This window comes from Burkholderia territorii, from assembly GCF_902833055.1.
Taxonomy (GTDB): domain Bacteria; phylum Pseudomonadota; class Gammaproteobacteria; order Burkholderiales; family Burkholderiaceae; genus Burkholderia; species Burkholderia territorii.
In genome coordinates, this window is sequence record NZ_CADFEJ010000002.1 from 58,979 (window position 1) to 77,794 (window position 18,816).

Genomic DNA, 18,816 nt, shown 5'->3' on the forward strand with positions numbered 1-18,816 from the left:
AGATCCAAAGTCGATATCACATCTCATGGAAGGTCATGCGGGCGTTCTGAAACATACGAATCAGTGGCCTGAAATGCGACGATGGATCATCGGTGCCGCATGGCTCGAAATGCAGAAGCGGTTCGATCTCGGTCGCACGCCCGCTCGACAACACGACCGTGCCAGTGACGGCTCAATCGTTCGCCCCGGCGTGACGCGATTCGAGATCCGTCGCGATCCGCTGGAGCGCCAACGCCACACTGGTGCGCACCTCGGCGAGCGCTTCTGACGTCCGTCCGCCGTCGACGTCCGGCGCGTGGAGGATCACGTCCTCCAGCCGCACACAGGCATCGACCACCGCCTGCTCGTGAATCATCGCAAATGCACCCTTGATCGAGTGAACGCGCGAGCCCACGGTCTCCCAGTCGCCACGGGCCATGGCATCGTCGATAGCCGACAGCGACTCGCCCGTGCGCTGATCGAGCGCGGCCACGAGCGCCGGCGACAGCACAATCGACCGTTCGGCCGCTGCGACGATCGCCGCGGCGGCATGCGGATCCGTGGCGAGCTTCAGGTGCTTGCGCGCGACCGCATCGATCGACGCAAGCGACATCGGCTTGAGCAGCACGCCCGAAATCCCCGCTTCCTGCGCGCGCCGCGTATTGGCCGCCGTGACGTCAGCGGTAATCGCGATGATCGGCGTGCGTGCGCCCTGGTTGCGCAGGCATGTCGCGAGCGTGTAGCCGTCCATCACTGGCATCGCCAGATCTGTCAGCACCAGGTCGTAATGCCGCTCATTGAAATAGCGCAGCGCGACGAGCCCGTTCTCGACGATGTCGCACGTGTAGCCGAGCGCGTCGAGCTGGTCGCGGATGAGTTCGCGATTGACCTCGTGGTCCTCGGCCACGAGCACGTGGATGCCGCGCATGTCGGCGTCCGCATCCGGGGTGCCGCCTTCCGTTTCCACGTCGACTGCCATATGGTCGTCGGGTGATATCGGCAGCGTCACGGTGAAGGTGCTGCCCCATCCGACCTCGCTATCCACCGCGATCGCGCCGCCCATCGATTCGGCGATGCGCTTGCACAGCGCAAGGCCCAGCCCGGTGCCGCCGAAGCGTCGCGTAATCGACACGTCTGCCTGATCGAACGCGTCGAAGATATGTACCTGACGATCGGCGGCAATGCCGATTCCCGTGTCGGTCACAGCGATGACGACCGGCGACGCAGGAAGGCCGCCTCCGTCGGCCCGCACGTCGATCGACACATGGCCGTCATCGGTGAACTTGATCGCATTTCCCACCAGGTTGACGACGATCTGCCGGATGCGCCCCGGGTCGCCAACATAGTGTCTCGGCAGCGCGGGATCGATCGACCAGTTGAGCGCGATCCCTTTGCGTTGCGCGAGCGGCATGAGCATCGCGACAGCCTCCGAGATCAGGCGTGCCAGGTCGAACCTGATCGATTCGAAGCTCATCTCGCCCGCCTCGACCTTCGAGAAATCGAGGATGTCGTTGAGAACGTCCAGCAACGCACGCGACGACGACGCGACCGTGCGCACGCGCCCCGCGACGGGCGCAGCTTGCGGCAGCCGCTCCAGCAATTCGAGGTGACCGAGAATTGCATTGAGCGGCGTGCGGATTTCGTGGCTCATCGCGGCGAGAAAGGCCGTCTTCGCCGCGTTCGCGCTATCGGCCGCCTGCTTGGCCGCGGTCAACTGGCGAGCCAGCCGACGCTCGGCCGTTACGTCGGAAAATGCCGCGACCACCACTGGCCGCCCCTGATAGTGCGCCGGCGTCAGCTTGGCCGCGAGATCGATCATCCCGCCGTCGTCGCCGGGCAGGCTCAGCTGGAGGTCGGCCGTCGTCGCGCGGCTGCCGCGCTGCTCGAGGAATGCCGCCGGCGCATGGCGCTTCAGCACGTCGCCGATGAGCGTGCCGTCGCGCGCGCCGACACGGGCCTCCAGCGCCAGCATATGCGCGCTTTCGAGCAGCACGGTGTTGTCGCTCACGTTGACGAGGGCGAGCCCGACCGGCGCGGTCTCGATCAGCGTGCGGCTCAGATGTTCGCTGTCGAACACGCGCTCCGACCGTTCGAACAGCGGTGCGACGACCTTGCGATTGAAAAGGATGACGAACGTCCATAACAGCACGAGCGCGAGCGCGGTGGCACTCGCGGTGCCGGCGATGCGCCGCGCCACGGTCTTCATGATGACGTTCCGGGGCAATACGTAGACGAGCGACCATCCCGATCGGGCGAGCGGCATGGAAATCGTCATCGCGCCATCCGCGTAGCGCTCGGTCAACTCCGACGACGACGCGTTCGCCTTCTGCTCCGCAAGCACCTGCCGGATTGCCGCGTTGTCAAGTGGCGGCGCAGACGTGCTCACCACGGGCACGCCGCGCGCATCGACGATCATATAGGTACCTGCAAACGACCCCGGAACGATCGACTCGATCAGCCGTTCCGGCATGTACTGCCCGACGACTACGCCAAAGGGCCGGCTCCCGTCGAACATCACGGCGGCGACGCGGTAGTACATCTGCCCAGTCACCGGATCCGGCTCCGGCGGCAACCAACGGAGTTCGCGCGCCCCTTCCCGCGGGACGGCCCACTGGTCGAAATTGTCGAGACCGGCCAGGTAATAGCGAGCAAGGCGCTGCCGATCGGCAATGGCGCCTGCCACGCGAGGGTCGGACAAATCCGGCGGCGGGGCGATACCGACTATCGACATCGAAGGGAAGACCACGTACCCCTTCACCTGCCATGTCATATATAGCGCTTCGCTTTGCGATTTCATCTGACGCCGAGAAAAGCCGGCAGGGCCTTTCGCGTACATCAGAATGCGACGCACCTCGTCGTCCGGGGTCCGCGAAGCGCCCGGCAGACGGAGCAACAACGGCAGGTTCACATCCGAGGGGGACGGAAAGACCAGTTGACCGCCCTGCGCGTCGAACCGCCGCCGCACCTCGGAATCGGCGAGGCCGGAAGCTTCCCAGACGGTCTCGCCCTGCACGGCCGCGAGCCGCACGCGGATCGCGCTGACGTAGGCCCTGTCGAGCACCAGCGCCCGGTCGCGACTGAACGTCTGCCGCTCGTCACCGAGGTAGCTACGCAAGGCCCCCGTCAGGCTCAGCGCGAACGTGAGCAGGATGAAGCACGTCAATACCCCGGCACCCGAGAACAGCAGGATTTGTTGATGGGTGCGGAAGCGGCTGAGCAGGTTGAGCGACGGGGTCACACGCATGGTGAGCCTGGAAGTAAGCGGGTTCCGGAACGGTTATCGAACTTCAGTATCGCGACCGCGACGCACGCCGGGCTCCGGCACGCAAGCGACAACGCGCGTTCACCGGGGCGCGGCCCACTGCCGGCGAAATAAGACGAGTATGATTCATACTTCGCTCCCTTCGGGGTGCCGGCATCGCGACCGCCGCATCGTCGAATGGCGAGCGACCACACTATCCGGGGCGGCAATCGCGAACAACATGAACCAGTTTTCGATACGAGTGATTATCGCGGACGATCATCCGACGGTGCTGGGTGGGCTCGTCCACACACTGGAACCGATTGGCACCGTCAAGGTCGTCGCGACATGCGGAAATGCGACCGAACTCATCAAGACACTCGAGCGACAGCCCTGCGACATCATCGTCTCCGACTATGCGATGCCGGGCGGCGAATACGCCGACGGCCTCGCACTCTTCGAGTACCTGCAGCGGCATTACCCGAATATTGGCCTGATTGCATTGACGGCAATGGGCAGCCCCGCCGTGATCCGCTCGCTGATGTCGATCGGCATTTCGTCGATTCTGAGCAAATCCGACGCGACCGGCCATATCGTCACGGCGATTCACGCGCGTTACGCCGGCGGTGCGTATTTATCGCCGATCATTGAAGCGATCGTCAAGCACGCGGAGATCGATTCGTCTGGCGCCGGACAACCGCTCTCGCCACGGGAACACGAAGTGGTCCGGCTGTTCGCATCCGGCCTGTCGACGACCGAGATCAGTAAGCGTCTGAACCGCAGCAAGCAAACGGTGAGCACGCAGAAGGCGGCGGCGATGCGCAAGCTCGGCGTCGCGAACGACGTGGAATTGATCCGCTACGCCATCGACGCGAAACTGACTACCGCCTCCCCCGGCAACACGGAATGAATCCGGTCGCGTAGCGGCGTGACGATTCCCGCCCGTGGGGCCGCATGCCGCGCCTGCCCCGCGCCTTGCTAGTCGGTCGGGAATTCAGAGCGCATATTGTCTCTGTTCGACCAAACGCTCAGCGACCGCATCCCCTCAAGCATCTGCACATCCCGATCGCACGCCTCGCGGCCATACGCGAGGCCCTCGCGAAAATCGGCGCTTGCATCGCCATGGGCGGCGCCTTGAAAACGCGTTCCGCCACGACATCCTGAGCAGCCGGGCCATCGTTCGATCGATATTTCGTACGTGTACGACGTCATCTTCCCCCAAGTCGATCGCGCATACGATACCGGCCCCTCCGCGATCTCACTAGACTTTTCAGTGCCCTTCCCGAGGTGCTCCTTCATCGGATGGCGAGCGAGTTCGCAACGAGCGATCGCGTTCGTCACCCCGGATCGGTGACGAACGGGCGCCGGCCGACAAGGTCCCGCGTCGCCGTTTGATACGGGACGAACCGGCCGCACGCGAAGCGACTTCTTCGCCGTTCGATCGCCATGGTTCGAGGAGTGCCCTTTGCCCAGTTGCCAACCGGATAACCATCGCATGAAGAAATTCGCCATACGCGTCGTGATTGCCGACGATCATCCCGCCGTGCTGTTCGGTTTGCAGCAGATCCTCGAAACCGTCGACACGTTTCGGCTCGTCGGCGTGTGCCAAAACTCGACGGAACTGATCGCGACGCTGAGACGCACGCCGTGCGACGTCGTGCTGTCTGACTATACGATGCCGCCGGGTGAATACGGCGACGGGCTGGCCCTGTTCGGCTACCTGCAGCGGCATTTCCCCGACGTCGGGCTGGTCGTGTTCACGATGATGTCCAATCCCGTGGTGATCCGATCGCTGATTGCGCAAGGCGTGTCGTCGGTACTGAGCAAGGCCGATCCGATCGGGCACATCATCACGGCGATTCACGCGAGCTACGCAAGCGGCAAGTACACGTCGCCGAGCATCAGCGCCCTCCTCGCCAACGCGCAACTTGCCGCGCCGGGCCCGATGCACGATCTTTCGCCGCGCGAGGCGGAGGTGCTGCGGCTGCTCGTCTCCGGACAGTCCGTCGCCAACATCGCGCGGCACTTGAGGCGCAGCAAGCAAACGGTCAGCACGCAAAAACGCAGCGTGATGCGCAAGTTCGGCGCGGCGACCGACATGGAACTGATCAAGTTCGCATTGGAAGCCACCGATCAGCGCAAGTGACACGCTGCAAAAAGGTGGATCACATGCGTCGCCGGCGAGCCCCGGCGCTTGAAGTCGGCGGGCGCTCCAGTGCGCATCCGCGCATATCTCGATGACCACCACGTTACTCGGAAAATTGCCCGTCAGCGTGAACATCTGGCTGTGCGTGAGCCTCTTGCGGAACGCCATCCTGCCTGATCCTGCCCATGCACGTTGAAGCAGTGCTTGCCCGGATCGATGCCGATCAATGAATCCGTACTCGTGATGGTCGAACAATCCCCAGGCAGCGTAGTCCGCCGAGAGGGGATCGGGCTCACTATCTTATTAACGCCGCTCGCGTTATCTGCAAAAATCCCCAAGAGTCGGATCATATTTCGACTTTCCGGATAATTTTAGATCCAGTGCCCGATCGGGATAAATATCTCAATAAATTCCCGACAGCTCTGACAGGCTATCAAACATCAAAATCAATAAGCACTGACATCAGTCTTTCAATAAAATAAACAATCCATACTTCAATCAACAGAAACCATACCCTCCCAAACGAATCTCTCCGGCAAATTCCTCGCGAGGCATGCCTTCCTATTTTATGTTCTTACAAATGCTTGACATTCGCATTTCATTTGATGCACTCTCACGTGGCGGGCAACCTCTCAATGAAAAACGAGGATGTGCGCAACAGCGTTGTTGTCGCCAAAATTTGTGAATGAATTATGGGGAAAGCAAGCGGCGGAGCTCACCATCTCGCAGATCCCATTCAGCGATAAAGACGTGCTGGATGCACTCAAGCAATATTCCACCAGCACAAACGACATTCGTTCTCGCAACGCTCATTCTGAAGCGATAACGGCTTTCAATGGAAAACGCACTCCAGAACCGCGCCCTGACTTTCTCGTGCTTCCGACCGACACTACGTTCGACGGTTATGTATCGAGAATCGCGCGTCTTGCCGGCGATGACGAATGGACGGTAATGTACTATGGACTTCACGCGGCAAGCCCCGTCATTTGGGACGTCGCAAAGTCCTTTTCAGACCAGCTTGCGTCATCGATAGGATATCGCCCAGGCGGCCGCGTCGATATTGATTGCTTTATTGGACGATACTCATCCACTTATATCGGGATTCACGCCGATCACGCGCATAATTTCGGATTCACCCTGCGCGACGGGAAAACGATGTTCACCTGGCCCGGAAGCAGGTCGGACCTCGATGGAATACGATTTCCCGATTACGAGCCATTCAAGCCCGAGAGCACTCCGCTCGAGAACAAAACGAATCGCGTCACCTATTTCCCCGAAAACTGGTTGCACGTTGCCGAAACGCGATCCGACGTATCGGCAAACGTGAATATCGCTTTTTGGGAAACCGGCAACGATACGCAGCAAAACGCAAACTACGTGAAGGGACTGCTTCCGGTGTCCACTCGTACACGCCATGACGTGCGCTCCTCCGGCATCGTAAGCCTCAATCCCGATGACGAGCTGCTGCTTTCGTCCTTGCAGGCCTTGCTGGACGGCGCCTCTCTGAAAAGACGAATGATGATTTCCCAACTCGTCTCGGACACCAGTAGCCGCTTGAATGTCGGTCGTCCGATCGTCGAAGTCGATGAGCTGGACGACGTCATCTCCCTCAACGCCATCAGCACGCTGCAGTGGATGCCGGTATTGCAGGATGGCGAGATCCTGGTCGCGGCCAATGGCCATTGCAGCAGCTTCCGATACAGTCGCGTACTGCACGACTTTCTGAATCGCTTGGCCAACGGTCAACACGTGAACATTGCGGATATGTCACGCGAGCAAGACCCAACGCTCAATGATGCGCTCCTGAGCGTCACCGCTTCGCTGGCGCAATGGGGTGCGCTTTGATGGGCGTCAGAGCTCGATGGGCGCTCGTTTTTATCTGTATCTGCCTGTCGTTTGGCAGCTTCGCTGATGAAGCGGCTCAAGTGACCTTTGCCCTGAGACTGGCCGACCGCACTTCATCTGTATCGATGTTGCTCGCCGCCGGTCTCATCGGAGGCATTCTTTCCGGTCCGATCGCTCCAGTGATCCTCGAGCGAAGCGGGCCTCGCCAAACGATTCCTGCGATATTCGTCCTTCAGTCCGTTCTGATCGCGATCGCGTCCCTGGCCAATCAGTTCTGGGGCTACGTCGCCGTGTCGATGGCGCTCGGATCCACCGGGTCCCTGCTATGGGCCTCAATCATGGTCGCCATTCCGACCTACGCAAGGGACGAACGATACCTCGATCGCATCAACCGGATTACGCAATCGATGCGAAACATGGGTTACGTCGGTGGCCCGGCTCTCGGCGGATTGCTTTACGGCATGGCCGAGCGTTCGCGGGGCTTGTTGCTGCTGGCGTTGCTGGTATTGGTCGCTGCGCCCGTCACCGCGCTCTGTTTCAATGCGCTGGATTCCTTCGCTCAAAAATCCGGCCAGATACGCACGCAAGACAAGCAAAAGGGCCGGCTGGACCTGCCGGGCCTCTTTCGCACCACCGGCGTGATCCGCGCGGTCGCCCCATTGTGGGTCACTGTCGTGCTGACCTCCACGCTCAATGTTCTGTTGATATTTCGCATCCGGAACGATCTGCAGTTGAGTGCCGAAATCTACGGATTTGTTGTCAGCGCGTTGAGTGTCGGGCTCATCGTCGGTCCGGTTGCTTGTTCCGGAATGTTGGCAAGGTTCGGCGATGCAGCCGGTGCGTCCATTGCCGCCAGCGTCATCGGCTTCGGCATCTTGTGGCTCGCCTTGAGCGACACCGCGTGGATCATCATGTGCGCGACATTTGTGATCGGCGTGGCCAACGGCATCCAGAACGCGCTCACGTCGAGTTTCATGATGAAGGCGATCGCTCCAAATCAGCGGGTCAACCTGATGCCCGCTTATATCTTTTGCATCCAGACTTCGGTATTTCTCGGATTCGTGAGCGCCGGCATGATCAGCACCGCGCATGTGAGCATGGCCCTCGTAGCAGTTGGAGTCGCAACGGCAATCACAGGCGCATGCGGCTTCGCGTTGAATGTCAGAAACCGACCCGGCATGATTACAAAAGGAGCTTAATGATGGATGTCATAGGACGCTTCGGATCAAAACCAAGCGATACGAAATCGATCAACCTGCAAGCCCCGTTGGATCGCATCGTGTCATCGGGCGTGGCGAATCTCCGAGTCAGCCATTACTACTTCGACGAACCGCTGTTTGACGAGTATGAATCGACAACGGTCCGCGCGACATGGGACTTCGCCGCCGCAGAATCCATCGTCAGAGATGGGTATAGCATTCTCGATCTGGGCTGCGGCGACGGCAGACTGCTCCTGCACCTCGCCGAAAAATTCTCACTGGAGGAGAGTTTTGGTATCGACATCTCCCCCATCGCCATCGAACGATTCGAAGCGTCCATCCATCACGACCACATTCACGCGCTTCGGGGAGACATATTCGACCTTCCGCCATCGATCACACAACGCCGATTCGACGTCGTCACCTTCGGCGATGCAACCGTCAATTTCATTCTGGACGACAACAAGCTCGAAGCGTTGCTCCGCAGCGCGAAGGCGCAGCTGCGCGACTCCGGGTCGCGGATCATGGTGGCCGTCTTCGGCGACGGAACACCCGAGCGTCTTGCGTTCATGGACAAGCGCTGCACCGTCGTGCCATTTCGGCGCAGCAACGGCGAAGCCGCGCTCATCTGGTGGGCTTACAAATACGACCGTGACAAGCTGATCATGCATCGATCGGTCTTCGCGCAATCGGGACGGAACGACAGCGGAGATATCGAAGGCGTCGTATGCGATCTTCGAGACCGGATGTGGACACCCGCGACACTCGCTCCGATTGTGAAGGCCAGCGGCCTCACGATCGAGAAAGTCGTCGCATCCGAAGTGCAGGACGGCACCGCCGTGGGCATGGCGACGGCAATCGTCATATTGAAAGCGGCCTGAACCACCATGAGAACAGATCCGATTCGACCGAACTTCTATCGAGGCACGGGGGGATATGCGTGGCAGCTCGCCGAATATCTCCAGGGCGGCCACGTCCAGGTCGACAGCAACTACACCCTCGGCAAATCAATGCCGCCGGAGTTACGGAACCCGCTTGCAGCCTATCCGGAGTCTCTGTCCCCGGACTCGTCGGTCAGGTGGGCCAAGTCGGTGCGCATTACTCGCGGTACGCCTCGACTCGTCGGCGCGCGAGGGATTCGATCGTCGCTTGTCGTGGTCGAAAGCGCGCAGGCGTTTGGTGGATTTCGCGACGAAGACGTTCAGGCGCTCGTCGAGGGAACGACGGTGAGGGCGTTGCCGAATGTGGAGATCAACGGCGTGCTGCACAAAACCGACACGCTTCTGATCGCGCTCTATCGACACGGATTCATCGAGACCGACCAGACATTTCCGGCATCGCCCCCGCTCCGCTATCTGATCGAGCCCACCTGTATCGTCTCGGACGCTCCGGGTATTGGACGCGTCGCTATCAACCAGCTCAACGGCCGAACCATCCGATTGAGCGAAGCGTCTCAACGTATCTTCTCACCGGACACGATCGCGGAAGAGATAACGGAAACGCTGCCGCCGACCGTCGCGCATTTTGCGAAAGCCGGCATGTTGAGATTGATCTCTGGAGGAAACGCCCGTGCAACTGATTAGACCCGGAATGGGGACGGAGAACAGCGCTGCATTGATCTCGGCGCTCATCCGCATGGCCCGCCCCGTTACAGTCGTCGAGATCGGTGCCGGCGACAGCACGGTTTTCATCGCGAAGGCGCTCCAGCAGGCTCGGCAGGATTGGCTGAACGACAAGAATCTACTGGATACCTCAGCATGGCAGGAGCGCAGCGCGCTTCTCGATCCGACCGGAATCCCCGATGTCTATCGACCCAGGCTGATCACCATCGACGACTTTACCGCGGAAGGCTCCTCTGCCGAAGAAGCATGGGACGCATTGAAGAATCACGATATCGACGAGCACCTCGTCACATTCGTCAAAAGCAACTTCCACACGCTCGACGAAGCCACCATCGCGTCATGGGGACCAGTCGATATCGCGTGGATCGATGCGGGCACACCCGCTGACGACGTCCGTTTCGTCGCGACACTGTGGGACCACATCGCGCCCGGCGGATACTTGTGCCTTCACGAGCCGACCATGTTGACCACCGTCAACATGGAGGGAACACAACGTGTTCGCAGAGTCAGAACGCCGATCTGGGAAGAGCTGTTTCGCAGGCAGGACAATTCATTCGAGATCGTCACGCTGCCGGAGTTGCACAAATACCGCCAGAGCGGCCTGGGTATCGTCCGAAAGCGCCAACAAAGTGAACGTGTGCTCCGTTCGCAACCGCTGCAGTCCGAACTCGTCGCATTGGGAGAGATTCCGATTCGCAGCAGCTATTTGCCGATTGGCGAGGAGGCGTTGAAACTGCGTCTTCGCAAGGACGCCATCCTTGCCGCGATGACGTCGCGCGAAGCGCGCTCCGTTTACGCTGCGATCGTCCTCGGCATCAATCGTGTTGCCGATATCGAGGAGAAGGTCGGTCTCGATGCGAAGGTCGTCGGCAAAATTCTCACCCGGTTGCTGAGCATCGGTCTTATTCAGCGCGATCAGAATGGATTCTCGGATGTCGGTGCGGTATGGGGAGAGATGGTCGATCGTCAGCATCGCAGCGCGGAAGATTTGAGCGATCGACAGCTGGAAACAGATACCTCCATCGAGAAGATCGCAACGGCTTTCGCGCCGGATACTCAATACTCCGAATCGGAGATATCCAGAATCTGTCAGTTGTTCACAACCGATTACGCGCGACTGAGGCGCTACCTGGTTGATCGCGGTGTCCTGCGACGTCAAGACAACGTATATCAACGGGTTCTATCGTAATAGCAAGCGCTCACCCGATCGATGTCGAATCCGTCGCCGGTCGATGCGGCAAGCGGCCCTTTTCATGAACGCGCCGTTACGACGACGATGCGTTCTACCGAACGCGCAGCGCTCGAAGCAGTGCAGCCGCGTGAAGGCGCGCTAGATAAACCAACGATTCTTGCCGAGGCCGCTGCCGTGCCCGGGGCCATGATCGGCCCCTACCAACACTGGCGTTAGCCGCGACCGTCCTGCTTGTCACGATGGTCGCCTCTTGAAGACGCAGGCAATCGTTGCGGCTCTCTGTCGCCCTCTCAATCCACGACGCGATGCGCATCCCCACAAGCCGCCGCATGCTGCCTTCGACTGCAACTTTAATCATCTGACGATTAGATGCGCTGGCTGAGGTTCCCCCTCCGACAAGCCTCTCCAGCCGAACCATCAATAAAATTGATCGTGACGATGAAAATTATGCGTTTTCCTTGCAGCTTGCCGTGAGGCATAGTTGCGACGTGATGACGCACCCATTGAGTTTTCAGTCATGAACATGCGAATCGAGCCGTCGGTGCTCGCGAACCCCGACCTGCAATTTGCGACGCTGTCGTCGGGCATCAGCCTGCCGTACGTCGAGCGGGGCAGCGGCGCGCCGATGGTGTTCGTGCACGGATCGTTGTGCGACTACCGTTACTGGGATCCGCAACTCGCGTCGCTGTCGGCGCACTACCGCTGCATCGCACCGAGCCTCAGCCACTACTGGCCGGCCGTCGAAGCCGGCATCCAGGACGAATTCAGCTGGCAGAACCATGTCGACGAACTCGCCGAATTCATCGACGCGCTCAATCTCGGCCCCGTGCATCTCGTCGGCCATTCGCGTGGCGGCAGCGTCGCGTTCAACGTCGCCCGCCAGCATCCGCACCTCGTCGACACGCTGACGCTTGCCGATCCGGGCGGCCCGCTGCAACAGCCGGGCGTGCGCGAAGCGGCGCTGCCGGCCGCCGCGATCGCGTTGCGCACGAAGGCCGTGACCCTGATCGGGCAAGGCGAAGTGGAAGCCGGCCTCGAGATGTTCGTCGATTCGGTCAGCCTGCCCGGCGCGTGGAAGAAGAGCACGTCGCGCTTTCGCACGATGGCGATCGACAACGCGAGCACGCTGCCGAAGCAACTGCAGGATCCGCTGCCCGCGTATTCGCAGCACACGGCGTCGGATATCGCATGCCGCACGCTGCTGATCGACGGCCAGCGCAGCCCGAAAATGTTCCGCAACAACGTCGAAACGCTCGCGCAGTGGATCGGCGACGCACACCGGCAGACCGTCGCGGGCGCATCGCACGGGATGAACGCGGCGAGCCCCGCGGTGTTCAATCGTTACGTGCACGAGTTTGTGACCGCGTAATGCTCGCGGGCGGCTTCCGTTATGCCCGCACACAGCGCGACGGTGCGTGTCGTTTCCAGGCGCCGGCGCTCCCATGCCTCCAACCCCTGGAATTCAGACAATGGGCGCGGCGAATCATCGCCGCGCCGTCGGGCGACGCGCAAAGGCTTGACCGTTAGTTGCAATCAGCGCATCGCCGCTGCTTGCTTGATCGAATCGACGAGCGACGCGTTGTCGTAACGGCGTCCGGCAATCCCCCATCCGCCGTCGACCGCGTGCACGACGTTCACCCAGACCTGCGCCGGTGTCAGCCGTCCGCCCGCCCGGCGCAACACGATCGCGGTCGCCCGTTCGACGAACTGTCGCTGCGTATCGGGCGCCGCGAGCGCCACGGCCGGCAGCTTGAGTTCGACGAACGCCGCGGGCTCCGCGCGACCATGTACGAAGGTGCGGTGGCGCGGCAGCACGTTGAGCGTGCCGATCACGTTCGGCGCCAGGAACGCGTTCCCGGTCAGCCCCTCGACGTCCAGCAGCGCATCGGTCAGTTCGGCAAACACCGGCCCTTCGTCGTCCGGCGTGAAAACCCCTTCGGATACTGTCAGCGTAATCGGCATCGCACGTTCTCCTGGTCAGGTCATCGAAATCGTGACGTGATATAAATACCAGTCACTCTCTATACATTAGAAACTGGTCGCTCTCTATGCAAGATAAAGAGCGACCTCTCTGAAGCGAGCCTGTCATGCGTTATTCCGTCGAGCACAAGCAGGAAACCCGCGCGCGCATTCTCGATGCGGCGAGCCGCCTGTTCCGCCAGGAGGGCTATGGCGGCTCCGGCATCGGCCCGCTGACAAAGGCCGCAGGCGTCACCAACGGCGCGTTCTACGGGCATTTCAAATCGAAGGGCGAAGCGTTCCGCAGCGTCGTGCTCGCCGGCCTCGACCAGCTCCGGCAAGGCGTCGCGACCTTCAAGTCCGAGCACGGCGCGCGCTGGCGGCGGCCCTTCGTGTCGTTTTATCTCGGGCCGCGGCGCACCTGCGCACTCGGCGAAAGCTGTGCGCTGCCGAGCCTGTCACCCGAAGTGATGCGCGCCGACGACGACACGCGCGACGCCTATGAACAGGCATTGCGGCAGATCGTCGACGAAGTGTCGTCCGGGCTTGGCGACGCCCCGGACGACGATCGCGCGATCGCTTTCCTCGCGCTGCTGTCGGGCGGCGTCACGCTCGCCCGTGCGGTGCGCGATCCGGTGCTGGCGGAGCGCATCGCCGATGCCGTCGGTCGATACGCGGTGGTGATCGCCGAACGCACGGATGTGCAGCCGGAGCCGAAGCCCGAATCGCGCGCATGAAAAACCCGATCCGCGTCGCCGCGGATCGGGTCATTCCAACCTTCAGCCAGACTCCGGTGTCGGTGACGCATGGCGAAGCACCACGCGTCACCGATGCGTTAACGCACGGCGACGTCCTGCTTACCCGTCCCCGCATCGCCGACGGCAGCCGACGCCGGCGCCGCGCCCCATCCGCCGCCCAGCGCGCGAATCAGGTTGACGGTCGACACGGCCTGCGCACCGGTCAGCTGGTTCGCCTGCAATTGCGACTGCAGCACCGAGCGCTCGCTGTCGATCACGTCGAGATAAGCGACCTCGCCTTCCTGATACTGCGTACGCGACAGCTTCGCCGCACGACGCGACGCATTGACGGCCGCCTCCTGCGCGCGGATCTGGTCGTCGAGCAGACGCAGATCGGCGAGATTGTCCTCGACCTCGCGGAACGCGACGAGCACCTGCTGCCGGTAGTTCGCGACCTGCTCGTCGTACTGCGCGCGTGCCTGCTGCACGCCGGCCGCGCGGCGGCCGCCGTCGAACAGCGGCAACGTCAGTGCGGTGCCGGCGAACGGCCCCAGCAGGAACGTGCGGCTCGACCACAAGAACAGGTTGCCGAGCGTCGACGCCTCATAGCCGAACGAACCCGTGATATCGAGCTTCGGGAAATACGCCGACTTCGCGAGGCCGATCCGCGCATTCGCGGCGGCCATCGCGCGCTCGGCCGCCGACACGTCCGGGCGGCGTTCGAGCAGCGCCGACGGCAGGCCCGGCGGCACCTTCACCGCGACCGGCACGAGCGGCGTTTCCTTGAACGCAAAATCCGCCGGCGCCTTGCCGAGCAGGATCGCGAGCGCATGCTCGGACGCCGCGCGCCGGCGCGCGACGCCGACTGCGTCGGCTTGCGCGCTCGCCAGCTCGTTCTTCGCGCGCGACACGTCGAGCTCGCTGATGTCGCCTTCGTTGAAGCGGCGCTGCACGAGCTTCAGCGCTTCCTCGCGCAGCTCGACGGTGCGGCGATACAGGTCCTGGTCCGAATCGAGCTGGCGCAGTTCGAAGTAGTTCTGCGCGACGTCCGCCTGCAACGCGAGCTGCACCGAACGGAACAGCGCTTCGCTCTGCGCCTGGTCGGCACGCGACGCCTCGACGTTGCGGCTCACGCGGCCGAACAGGTCGGCCTCGTACGACACCGTGCCCTGCGCGCGCCACAGCGTCGCGGTCGTCGGGCCGGTGCCCTGCGGCTGGAACTGCGACGCCGACGACAGCCCTTCCCGTGTCGGCCCGAACCCGGCGCCGATCTGCGGGAACCACTGCGAGCGCGCGGTGCGCGTTGCGGCACGTGCTTCCTCGACGCGCGCCGCCGCGGCCTTCAGGTTCTGGTTCGCGGCGAGCGCCTGCGACTCGAGCGAGTCGAGCACCGGATCGCCGAATACCTTCCACCATTCGCCGCGATGCTCGCCGTCCGCCGGCTCGGCCGTCTTCCATGTGCCGGCCTGCTCGCCTGGCGCGAGCGTGGGCGCTTCCTTGAACGCCGCGGGCGTCGACACGTCCGGGCGCTTGTAGTCGGGCCCGACCGCGCACGCGGCGAGCAGCGTCGCGAGCAGGGTGCTCGCGGCCGCCACCTTCGCGAAACGCATCAGGCCATTCGAGTTGTGCATGTTGTCCATCTTGTTTTCCTCAAGCATCCGAAGCCGGCACGCCCGGTGCAGATACGCCATACCCGGCCGAGTCCTTGCCTGCGACGTGGATCTTGCCGCCCGCCAGCGTGCGCAGCACGACGTAGAACACCGGCGTCAGCATCAGCCCGAACAGCGTCACGCCGAGCATCCCGAAGAACACCGCGACGCCCATCGCATGTCGCATCTCGGAGCCTGCACCCGTCGACATGACGAGCGGCACGACGCCCATGATGAACGCGATCGACGTCATCAGGATCGGGCGCAGCCGCAGCCGGCTCGCCTCGATCGCGGCCTCGAGCGGCGTCCTGCCGTCATGCTCCAGTTCGCGTGCGAATTCAACGATCAGGATCGCGTTCTTCGCCGACAGCCCCACCAGCACCATCAGGCCGATCTGCGTGAAGATGTTGTTGTCGCCCTGCGTGAGCCACACACCCGTCAGCGCCGACAGAATGCTCATCGGCACGATCAGGATCACCGCAAGCGGCAGCGTCAGGCTTTCATACAGCGCGGCGAGCACGAGGAACACGAGCAGCACGCTGATCGGGAACACCCACATCGCCGAATCGCCCGCGAGGATCTGCTGGTACGTGAGGTCGGTCCATTCGAACCGCACGCCGCGCGGCAGCGTCTCGTGCGCGATGCGCTCGATCGCGGCCTGCGCCTGACCCGAGGAGAAACCCGGCGCCGGGCCGCCGTTGATGTCGGCCGCCGTGTAGCCGTTGTAGCGCACGACCATTTCGGGGCCGAACGTCGGCGTCACGGTGACGAGCGACGACAGCGGCACCATCTCGCCCCGGTCGTTGCGCGTCTTCAACTGCAGGATGTCGTCCGCGCGCTGACGGAACGGCGCATCGGCCTGCACGCGCACCTGGTACACGCGCCCGAAGCGGTTGAAGTCGTTCACGTACAGCGAGCCGAGATACACCTGCATCGTGTTGAACACGTCGGTCACGGGCACGCCGAGCTGCTTCGCCTTCACGCGGTCGAGATCGACGTTCAGCTGCGGCACGTTGATCTGGTAGCTCGTGAACAACGGGCCGAGTTCCGGCGCCTGCTGCGCGCGCTTGATGAAGTCGTTGGTCGCGTCCGACAGCTTCGCGTAGCCGACCGCGCCGCGATCCTCGATCTGCATCTTGAACCCGCCGAGCGTGCCGAGGCCGAGCACCGGCGGCGGCGGGAACACCGCGACGAACGAATCCTTGATCGCGCCGTACTGCTGGTTCAGCGCACCGGCGATCGCACCGGCCGACAGCGCCTTGCCATGCCGCTCCGCGAACGGCTTCAGCGTGACGAACACGATGCCCGCGCTCGAGCTGTTGGTAAAGCCGTTCACCGACAGCCCCGGGAACGCGACCGCACTCTCGACGCCCGGCTGCTTCAGCGCGATCGAACCCATGTCGCGAATCACCTTCTCGGTGCGGTCGAGCGACGCGCCGTTCGGCAGCTGCGCGAACGCGATCAGGTATTCCTTGTCCTGCGCGGGCACGAAGCCGCCCGGCACGATCTTCGACACGAGCACGGTCGCGCCCACCAGCACGAGATATACGCCGAGCATCAGCGTCTTGCGCGACAGCACGCCGCGCACGCCGCGGCCGTAGTTTTCCGCGCCGCGATGGAACACCTTGTTGAAGCGCCTGAAGAAGCCGCCGAGCACGCGGTTCATCACGCGCGTGAGCCAGTCTTCCTTGTCGCCATGGCCCTTCAGCAAAATCGCGGACAGCGCCGGCGACAGCGTCAGCGAGTTGAACGCCGAGATCACCGTCGAGATCGCGATCGTCATCGCGAACTGCTTGTAGAACTGGCCGGTGAGGCCCGACATGAACGCGAGCGGCACGAACACGGCGACGAGCGTCAGCGCGATCGCGATGATCGGCCCGCTCACTTCCTGCATCGCCTTGTAGGTCGCCTGCCGCGCGTTCATCCCGCTTTCGATGTTGCGTTCGACGTTCTCGACGACCACGATCGCATCGTCGACCACGATACCGATTGCGAGCACCATCCCGAACAGCGACAGCGCGTTGATCGAATACCCGAAGCCGAGCAGCAGCGAGAACGTGCCGATGATCGACACCGGCACCGCGATCAGCGGAATCAGCGATGCGCGCCAGGTCTGCAGGAACACGATCACGACGATCACGACCAGCGCGATCGCCTCGAGCAGCGTGTGCACCACGGCCTTGATCGACGAGCGCACGAACTGCGTCGGGTCATAGACGATCTTGTAGTCGACGCCGGCCGGCATGTCCTGCTTCAGCTCGGCCATCGTCTTGCGCACTTCGTCGGAGATCTGCAGCGAGTTCGCGCCCGGCGACTGGTTGATCGCCATCGCGACGGCCGGCTTGTTGTCGAGCAGCGAGCGCAGCCCGTACTCGGACGCATCGAGCTCGATGCGCGCGATGTCGCGCAGGTGCGTGACGCCGCCGTCCGGCGTCGTTTTCACGACGATGTCGCCGAACTCGTCTTCCGTCTGCAGACGGCCGCGCGCGTTCACCGACAACTGCAGCGGCGTGCCCGGCAGCGACGGCGACGCGCCGATCACGCCCGCCGCGACCTGCACGTTCTGCTCGCGGATCGCCTGCACGACGTCCTCGGCGGACAGCCCGCGCTGCGCGACCTTCTGCGGATCGAGCCACACGCGCATCGCGTAGTCGCCCGAACCCCACAACTGCACCTGGCCGACGCCCTGGATCCGCGACAGGCGATCCTTCACGTTGATCAGCGCGTAGTTGCGCAGGTAGGTCATGTCGTAGCGGTTGTCCGGCGAGATCAGGTGGACCACCATCGTCAGCGTCGGCGAGCTCTTCACCGTGGTGATGCCGAGCCGCTGCACGTCTTCCGGCAGGCGCGGCAGCGCCTGGTTCACGCGGTTCTGCACGAGCTGCGTGGCCTTGTCCGGATCGGTGCCGAGCTTGAACGTGACGGTGATCGTCATGTTGCCGTCGCTGTTCGCCTGGGACTGCATGTAGAGCATGTCCTCGACGCCGTTGATCTGCTCCTCGAGCGGCGATGCGACCGTCTCGGCGATCACTTTCGGGTTGGCGCCCGGATACTGCGCCTTCACGATCACGGAAGGCGGCACGACTTCCGGATACTCCGAAATCGGCAGCAGGAACATCGCGATCACCCCGCCGAGCAGGATGATCACCGATAGGACTCCTGCAAAGATCGGCCGGTCGATAAAGAATTTGGAAATGTTCATGTCTGGCTCTGTCTGGTTGAACGCGCAAACGAAGCGGCGGGCCGC

At 62.6% G+C, this 18,816-nt stretch carries 13 protein-coding genes and 1 pseudogene; 9 read left to right on the plus strand and 5 right to left on the minus strand.

The features are described 5' to 3' along the window. Positions 1 to 172: 172 nt before the first annotated feature. Positions 173 to 3,223, minus strand: coding sequence for an ATP-binding protein (locus HW466_RS04865; RefSeq protein ID WP_239005891.1), 3,051 nt, complete (start codon positions 3,221 to 3,223; stop codon positions 173 to 175). A gap of 238 nt (positions 3,224 to 3,461) precedes the next feature. Between HW466_RS04865 and HW466_RS04870 the strand changes: the two genes are divergently transcribed. Next, the gene (locus tag HW466_RS04870) at positions 3,462 to 4,130 is read left to right on the plus strand and encodes a response regulator (RefSeq protein ID WP_151003074.1); all 669 of its coding nucleotides are present in this window, start codon (positions 3,462 to 3,464) and stop codon (positions 4,128 to 4,130) included. A 585-nt stretch (positions 4,131 to 4,715) separates the two neighbouring features. After that, positions 4,716 to 5,366, plus strand: coding sequence for a response regulator (locus tag HW466_RS04875; RefSeq protein WP_151003076.1), 651 nt, complete (start codon positions 4,716 to 4,718; stop codon positions 5,364 to 5,366). Between the two features lie 9 nt (positions 5,367 to 5,375). Here the strand turns inward: HW466_RS04875 and HW466_RS04880 are convergent. Continuing rightward, a pseudogene (locus tag HW466_RS04880) lies at positions 5,376 to 5,611 on the minus strand (IS110 family transposase); the annotation flags it as partial. Positions 5,612 to 6,014: 403 nt separating this feature from the next. On the opposite strand from HW466_RS04880, the gene HW466_RS04885 reads away from it, so the two are divergent. The 6 genes from HW466_RS04885 (at position 6,015) to HW466_RS04910 (ending at position 12,593) form a co-directional block, all read left to right on the plus strand. Continuing rightward, entirely contained in the window at positions 6,015 to 7,211 is a 1,197-nt protein-coding gene (locus tag HW466_RS04885; RefSeq protein ID WP_151003078.1) for a hypothetical protein, read from the plus strand. Further along, on the plus strand, positions 7,211 to 8,410 hold the full coding sequence (locus HW466_RS04890; protein WP_151003080.1) for an MFS transporter: 1,200 nt from the start codon (positions 7,211 to 7,213) through the stop codon (positions 8,408 to 8,410). Before HW466_RS04885 ends, HW466_RS04890 begins: the two co-directional genes overlap by 1 nt. Continuing rightward, positions 8,410 to 9,291, plus strand: coding sequence for a class I SAM-dependent methyltransferase (locus HW466_RS04895; protein ID WP_151003082.1), 882 nt, complete (start codon positions 8,410 to 8,412; stop codon positions 9,289 to 9,291). Before HW466_RS04890 ends, HW466_RS04895 begins: the two co-directional genes overlap by 1 nt. 6 nt (positions 9,292 to 9,297) lie before the next feature. Beyond that, positions 9,298 to 9,993: a hypothetical protein gene (locus HW466_RS31805; RefSeq protein WP_239005892.1), complete on the plus strand. Its 696-nt coding sequence runs from the start codon at positions 9,298 to 9,300 to the stop codon at positions 9,991 to 9,993. Positions 9,994 to 10,000: 7 nt separating this feature from the next. After that, a complete protein-coding gene (locus HW466_RS04905) occupies positions 10,001 to 11,221 on the plus strand; it encodes a DUF2087 domain-containing protein (protein ID WP_151003094.1) in 1,221 nt (406 codons plus the stop codon). Between the two features lie 520 nt (positions 11,222 to 11,741). Next, a complete protein-coding gene (locus HW466_RS04910; protein ID WP_151003084.1) occupies positions 11,742 to 12,593 on the plus strand; it encodes an alpha/beta fold hydrolase in 852 nt (283 codons plus the stop codon). A gap of 164 nt (positions 12,594 to 12,757) precedes the next feature. On the opposite strand, the gene HW466_RS04915 is transcribed toward HW466_RS04910, so the two are convergent. Beyond that, the gene (locus HW466_RS04915) at positions 12,758 to 13,186 is read right to left on the minus strand and encodes a hypothetical protein (RefSeq protein WP_060346198.1); all 429 of its coding nucleotides are present in this window, start codon (positions 13,184 to 13,186) and stop codon (positions 12,758 to 12,760) included. A 125-nt stretch (positions 13,187 to 13,311) separates the two neighbouring features. Here HW466_RS04915 and HW466_RS04920 point away from each other — a divergent pair, with 125 nt between their 5' ends. Next, complete coding sequence (locus HW466_RS04920) at positions 13,312 to 13,920, plus strand: TetR/AcrR family transcriptional regulator (RefSeq protein ID WP_059799218.1); 609 nt, start codon at positions 13,312 to 13,314, stop codon at positions 13,918 to 13,920. Between the two features lie 98 nt (positions 13,921 to 14,018). Here HW466_RS04920 and opcM read toward each other — a convergent pair whose 3' ends face one another. Together opcM and ceoB are read right to left on the minus strand one after the other, a co-directional pair. Beyond that, complete coding sequence (opcM, locus tag HW466_RS04925) at positions 14,019 to 15,560, minus strand: multidrug efflux transporter outer membrane subunit OpcM (protein WP_059543511.1); 1,542 nt, start codon at positions 15,558 to 15,560, stop codon at positions 14,019 to 14,021. A 10-nt stretch (positions 15,561 to 15,570) separates the two neighbouring features. Further along, positions 15,571 to 18,771 (minus strand): multidrug efflux RND transporter permease subunit CeoB, encoded by a 3,201-nt coding sequence (gene ceoB, locus HW466_RS04930; protein ID WP_059449026.1) that lies wholly within the window; start codon positions 18,769 to 18,771, stop codon positions 15,571 to 15,573. Positions 18,772 to 18,816: the final 45 nt, after the last annotated feature.

What these genes read in the sequence shown, in the direction of transcription:
- HW466_RS04865 (WP_239005891.1), bottom strand. Translation starts at nt 3,223, where the DNA reads ATGCGTGTGACCCCGTCGCTCAACCTGCTCAGCCGCTTCCGCACCCAT.
- HW466_RS31805 (WP_239005892.1), top strand. Translation starts at nt 9,298, where the DNA reads ATGAGAACAGATCCGATTCGACCGAACTTCTATCGAGGCACGGGGGGA.
- HW466_RS04870 (WP_151003074.1), top strand. Translation starts at nt 3,462, where the DNA reads ATGAACCAGTTTTCGATACGAGTGATTATCGCGGACGATCATCCGACG.
- HW466_RS04920 (WP_059799218.1), top strand. Translation starts at nt 13,312, where the DNA reads ATGCGTTATTCCGTCGAGCACAAGCAGGAAACCCGCGCGCGCATTCTC.
- ceoB (WP_059449026.1), bottom strand. Translation starts at nt 18,771, where the DNA reads ATGAACATTTCCAAATTCTTTATCGACCGGCCGATCTTTGCAGGAGTC.
- opcM (WP_059543511.1), bottom strand. Translation starts at nt 15,560, where the DNA reads ATGGACAACATGCACAACTCGAATGGCCTGATGCGTTTCGCGAAGGTG.
- HW466_RS04910 (WP_151003084.1), top strand. Translation starts at nt 11,742, where the DNA reads ATGAACATGCGAATCGAGCCGTCGGTGCTCGCGAACCCCGACCTGCAA.
- HW466_RS04915 (WP_060346198.1), bottom strand. Translation starts at nt 13,186, where the DNA reads ATGCCGATTACGCTGACAGTATCCGAAGGGGTTTTCACGCCGGACGAC.
- HW466_RS04875 (WP_151003076.1), top strand. Translation starts at nt 4,716, where the DNA reads ATGAAGAAATTCGCCATACGCGTCGTGATTGCCGACGATCATCCCGCC.
- HW466_RS04905 (WP_151003094.1), top strand. Translation starts at nt 10,001, where the DNA reads ATGGGGACGGAGAACAGCGCTGCATTGATCTCGGCGCTCATCCGCATG.
- HW466_RS04885 (WP_151003078.1), top strand. Translation starts at nt 6,015, where the DNA reads ATGTGCGCAACAGCGTTGTTGTCGCCAAAATTTGTGAATGAATTATGG.
- HW466_RS04890 (WP_151003080.1), top strand. Translation starts at nt 7,211, where the DNA reads ATGGGCGTCAGAGCTCGATGGGCGCTCGTTTTTATCTGTATCTGCCTG.
- HW466_RS04895 (WP_151003082.1), top strand. Translation starts at nt 8,410, where the DNA reads ATGATGGATGTCATAGGACGCTTCGGATCAAAACCAAGCGATACGAAA.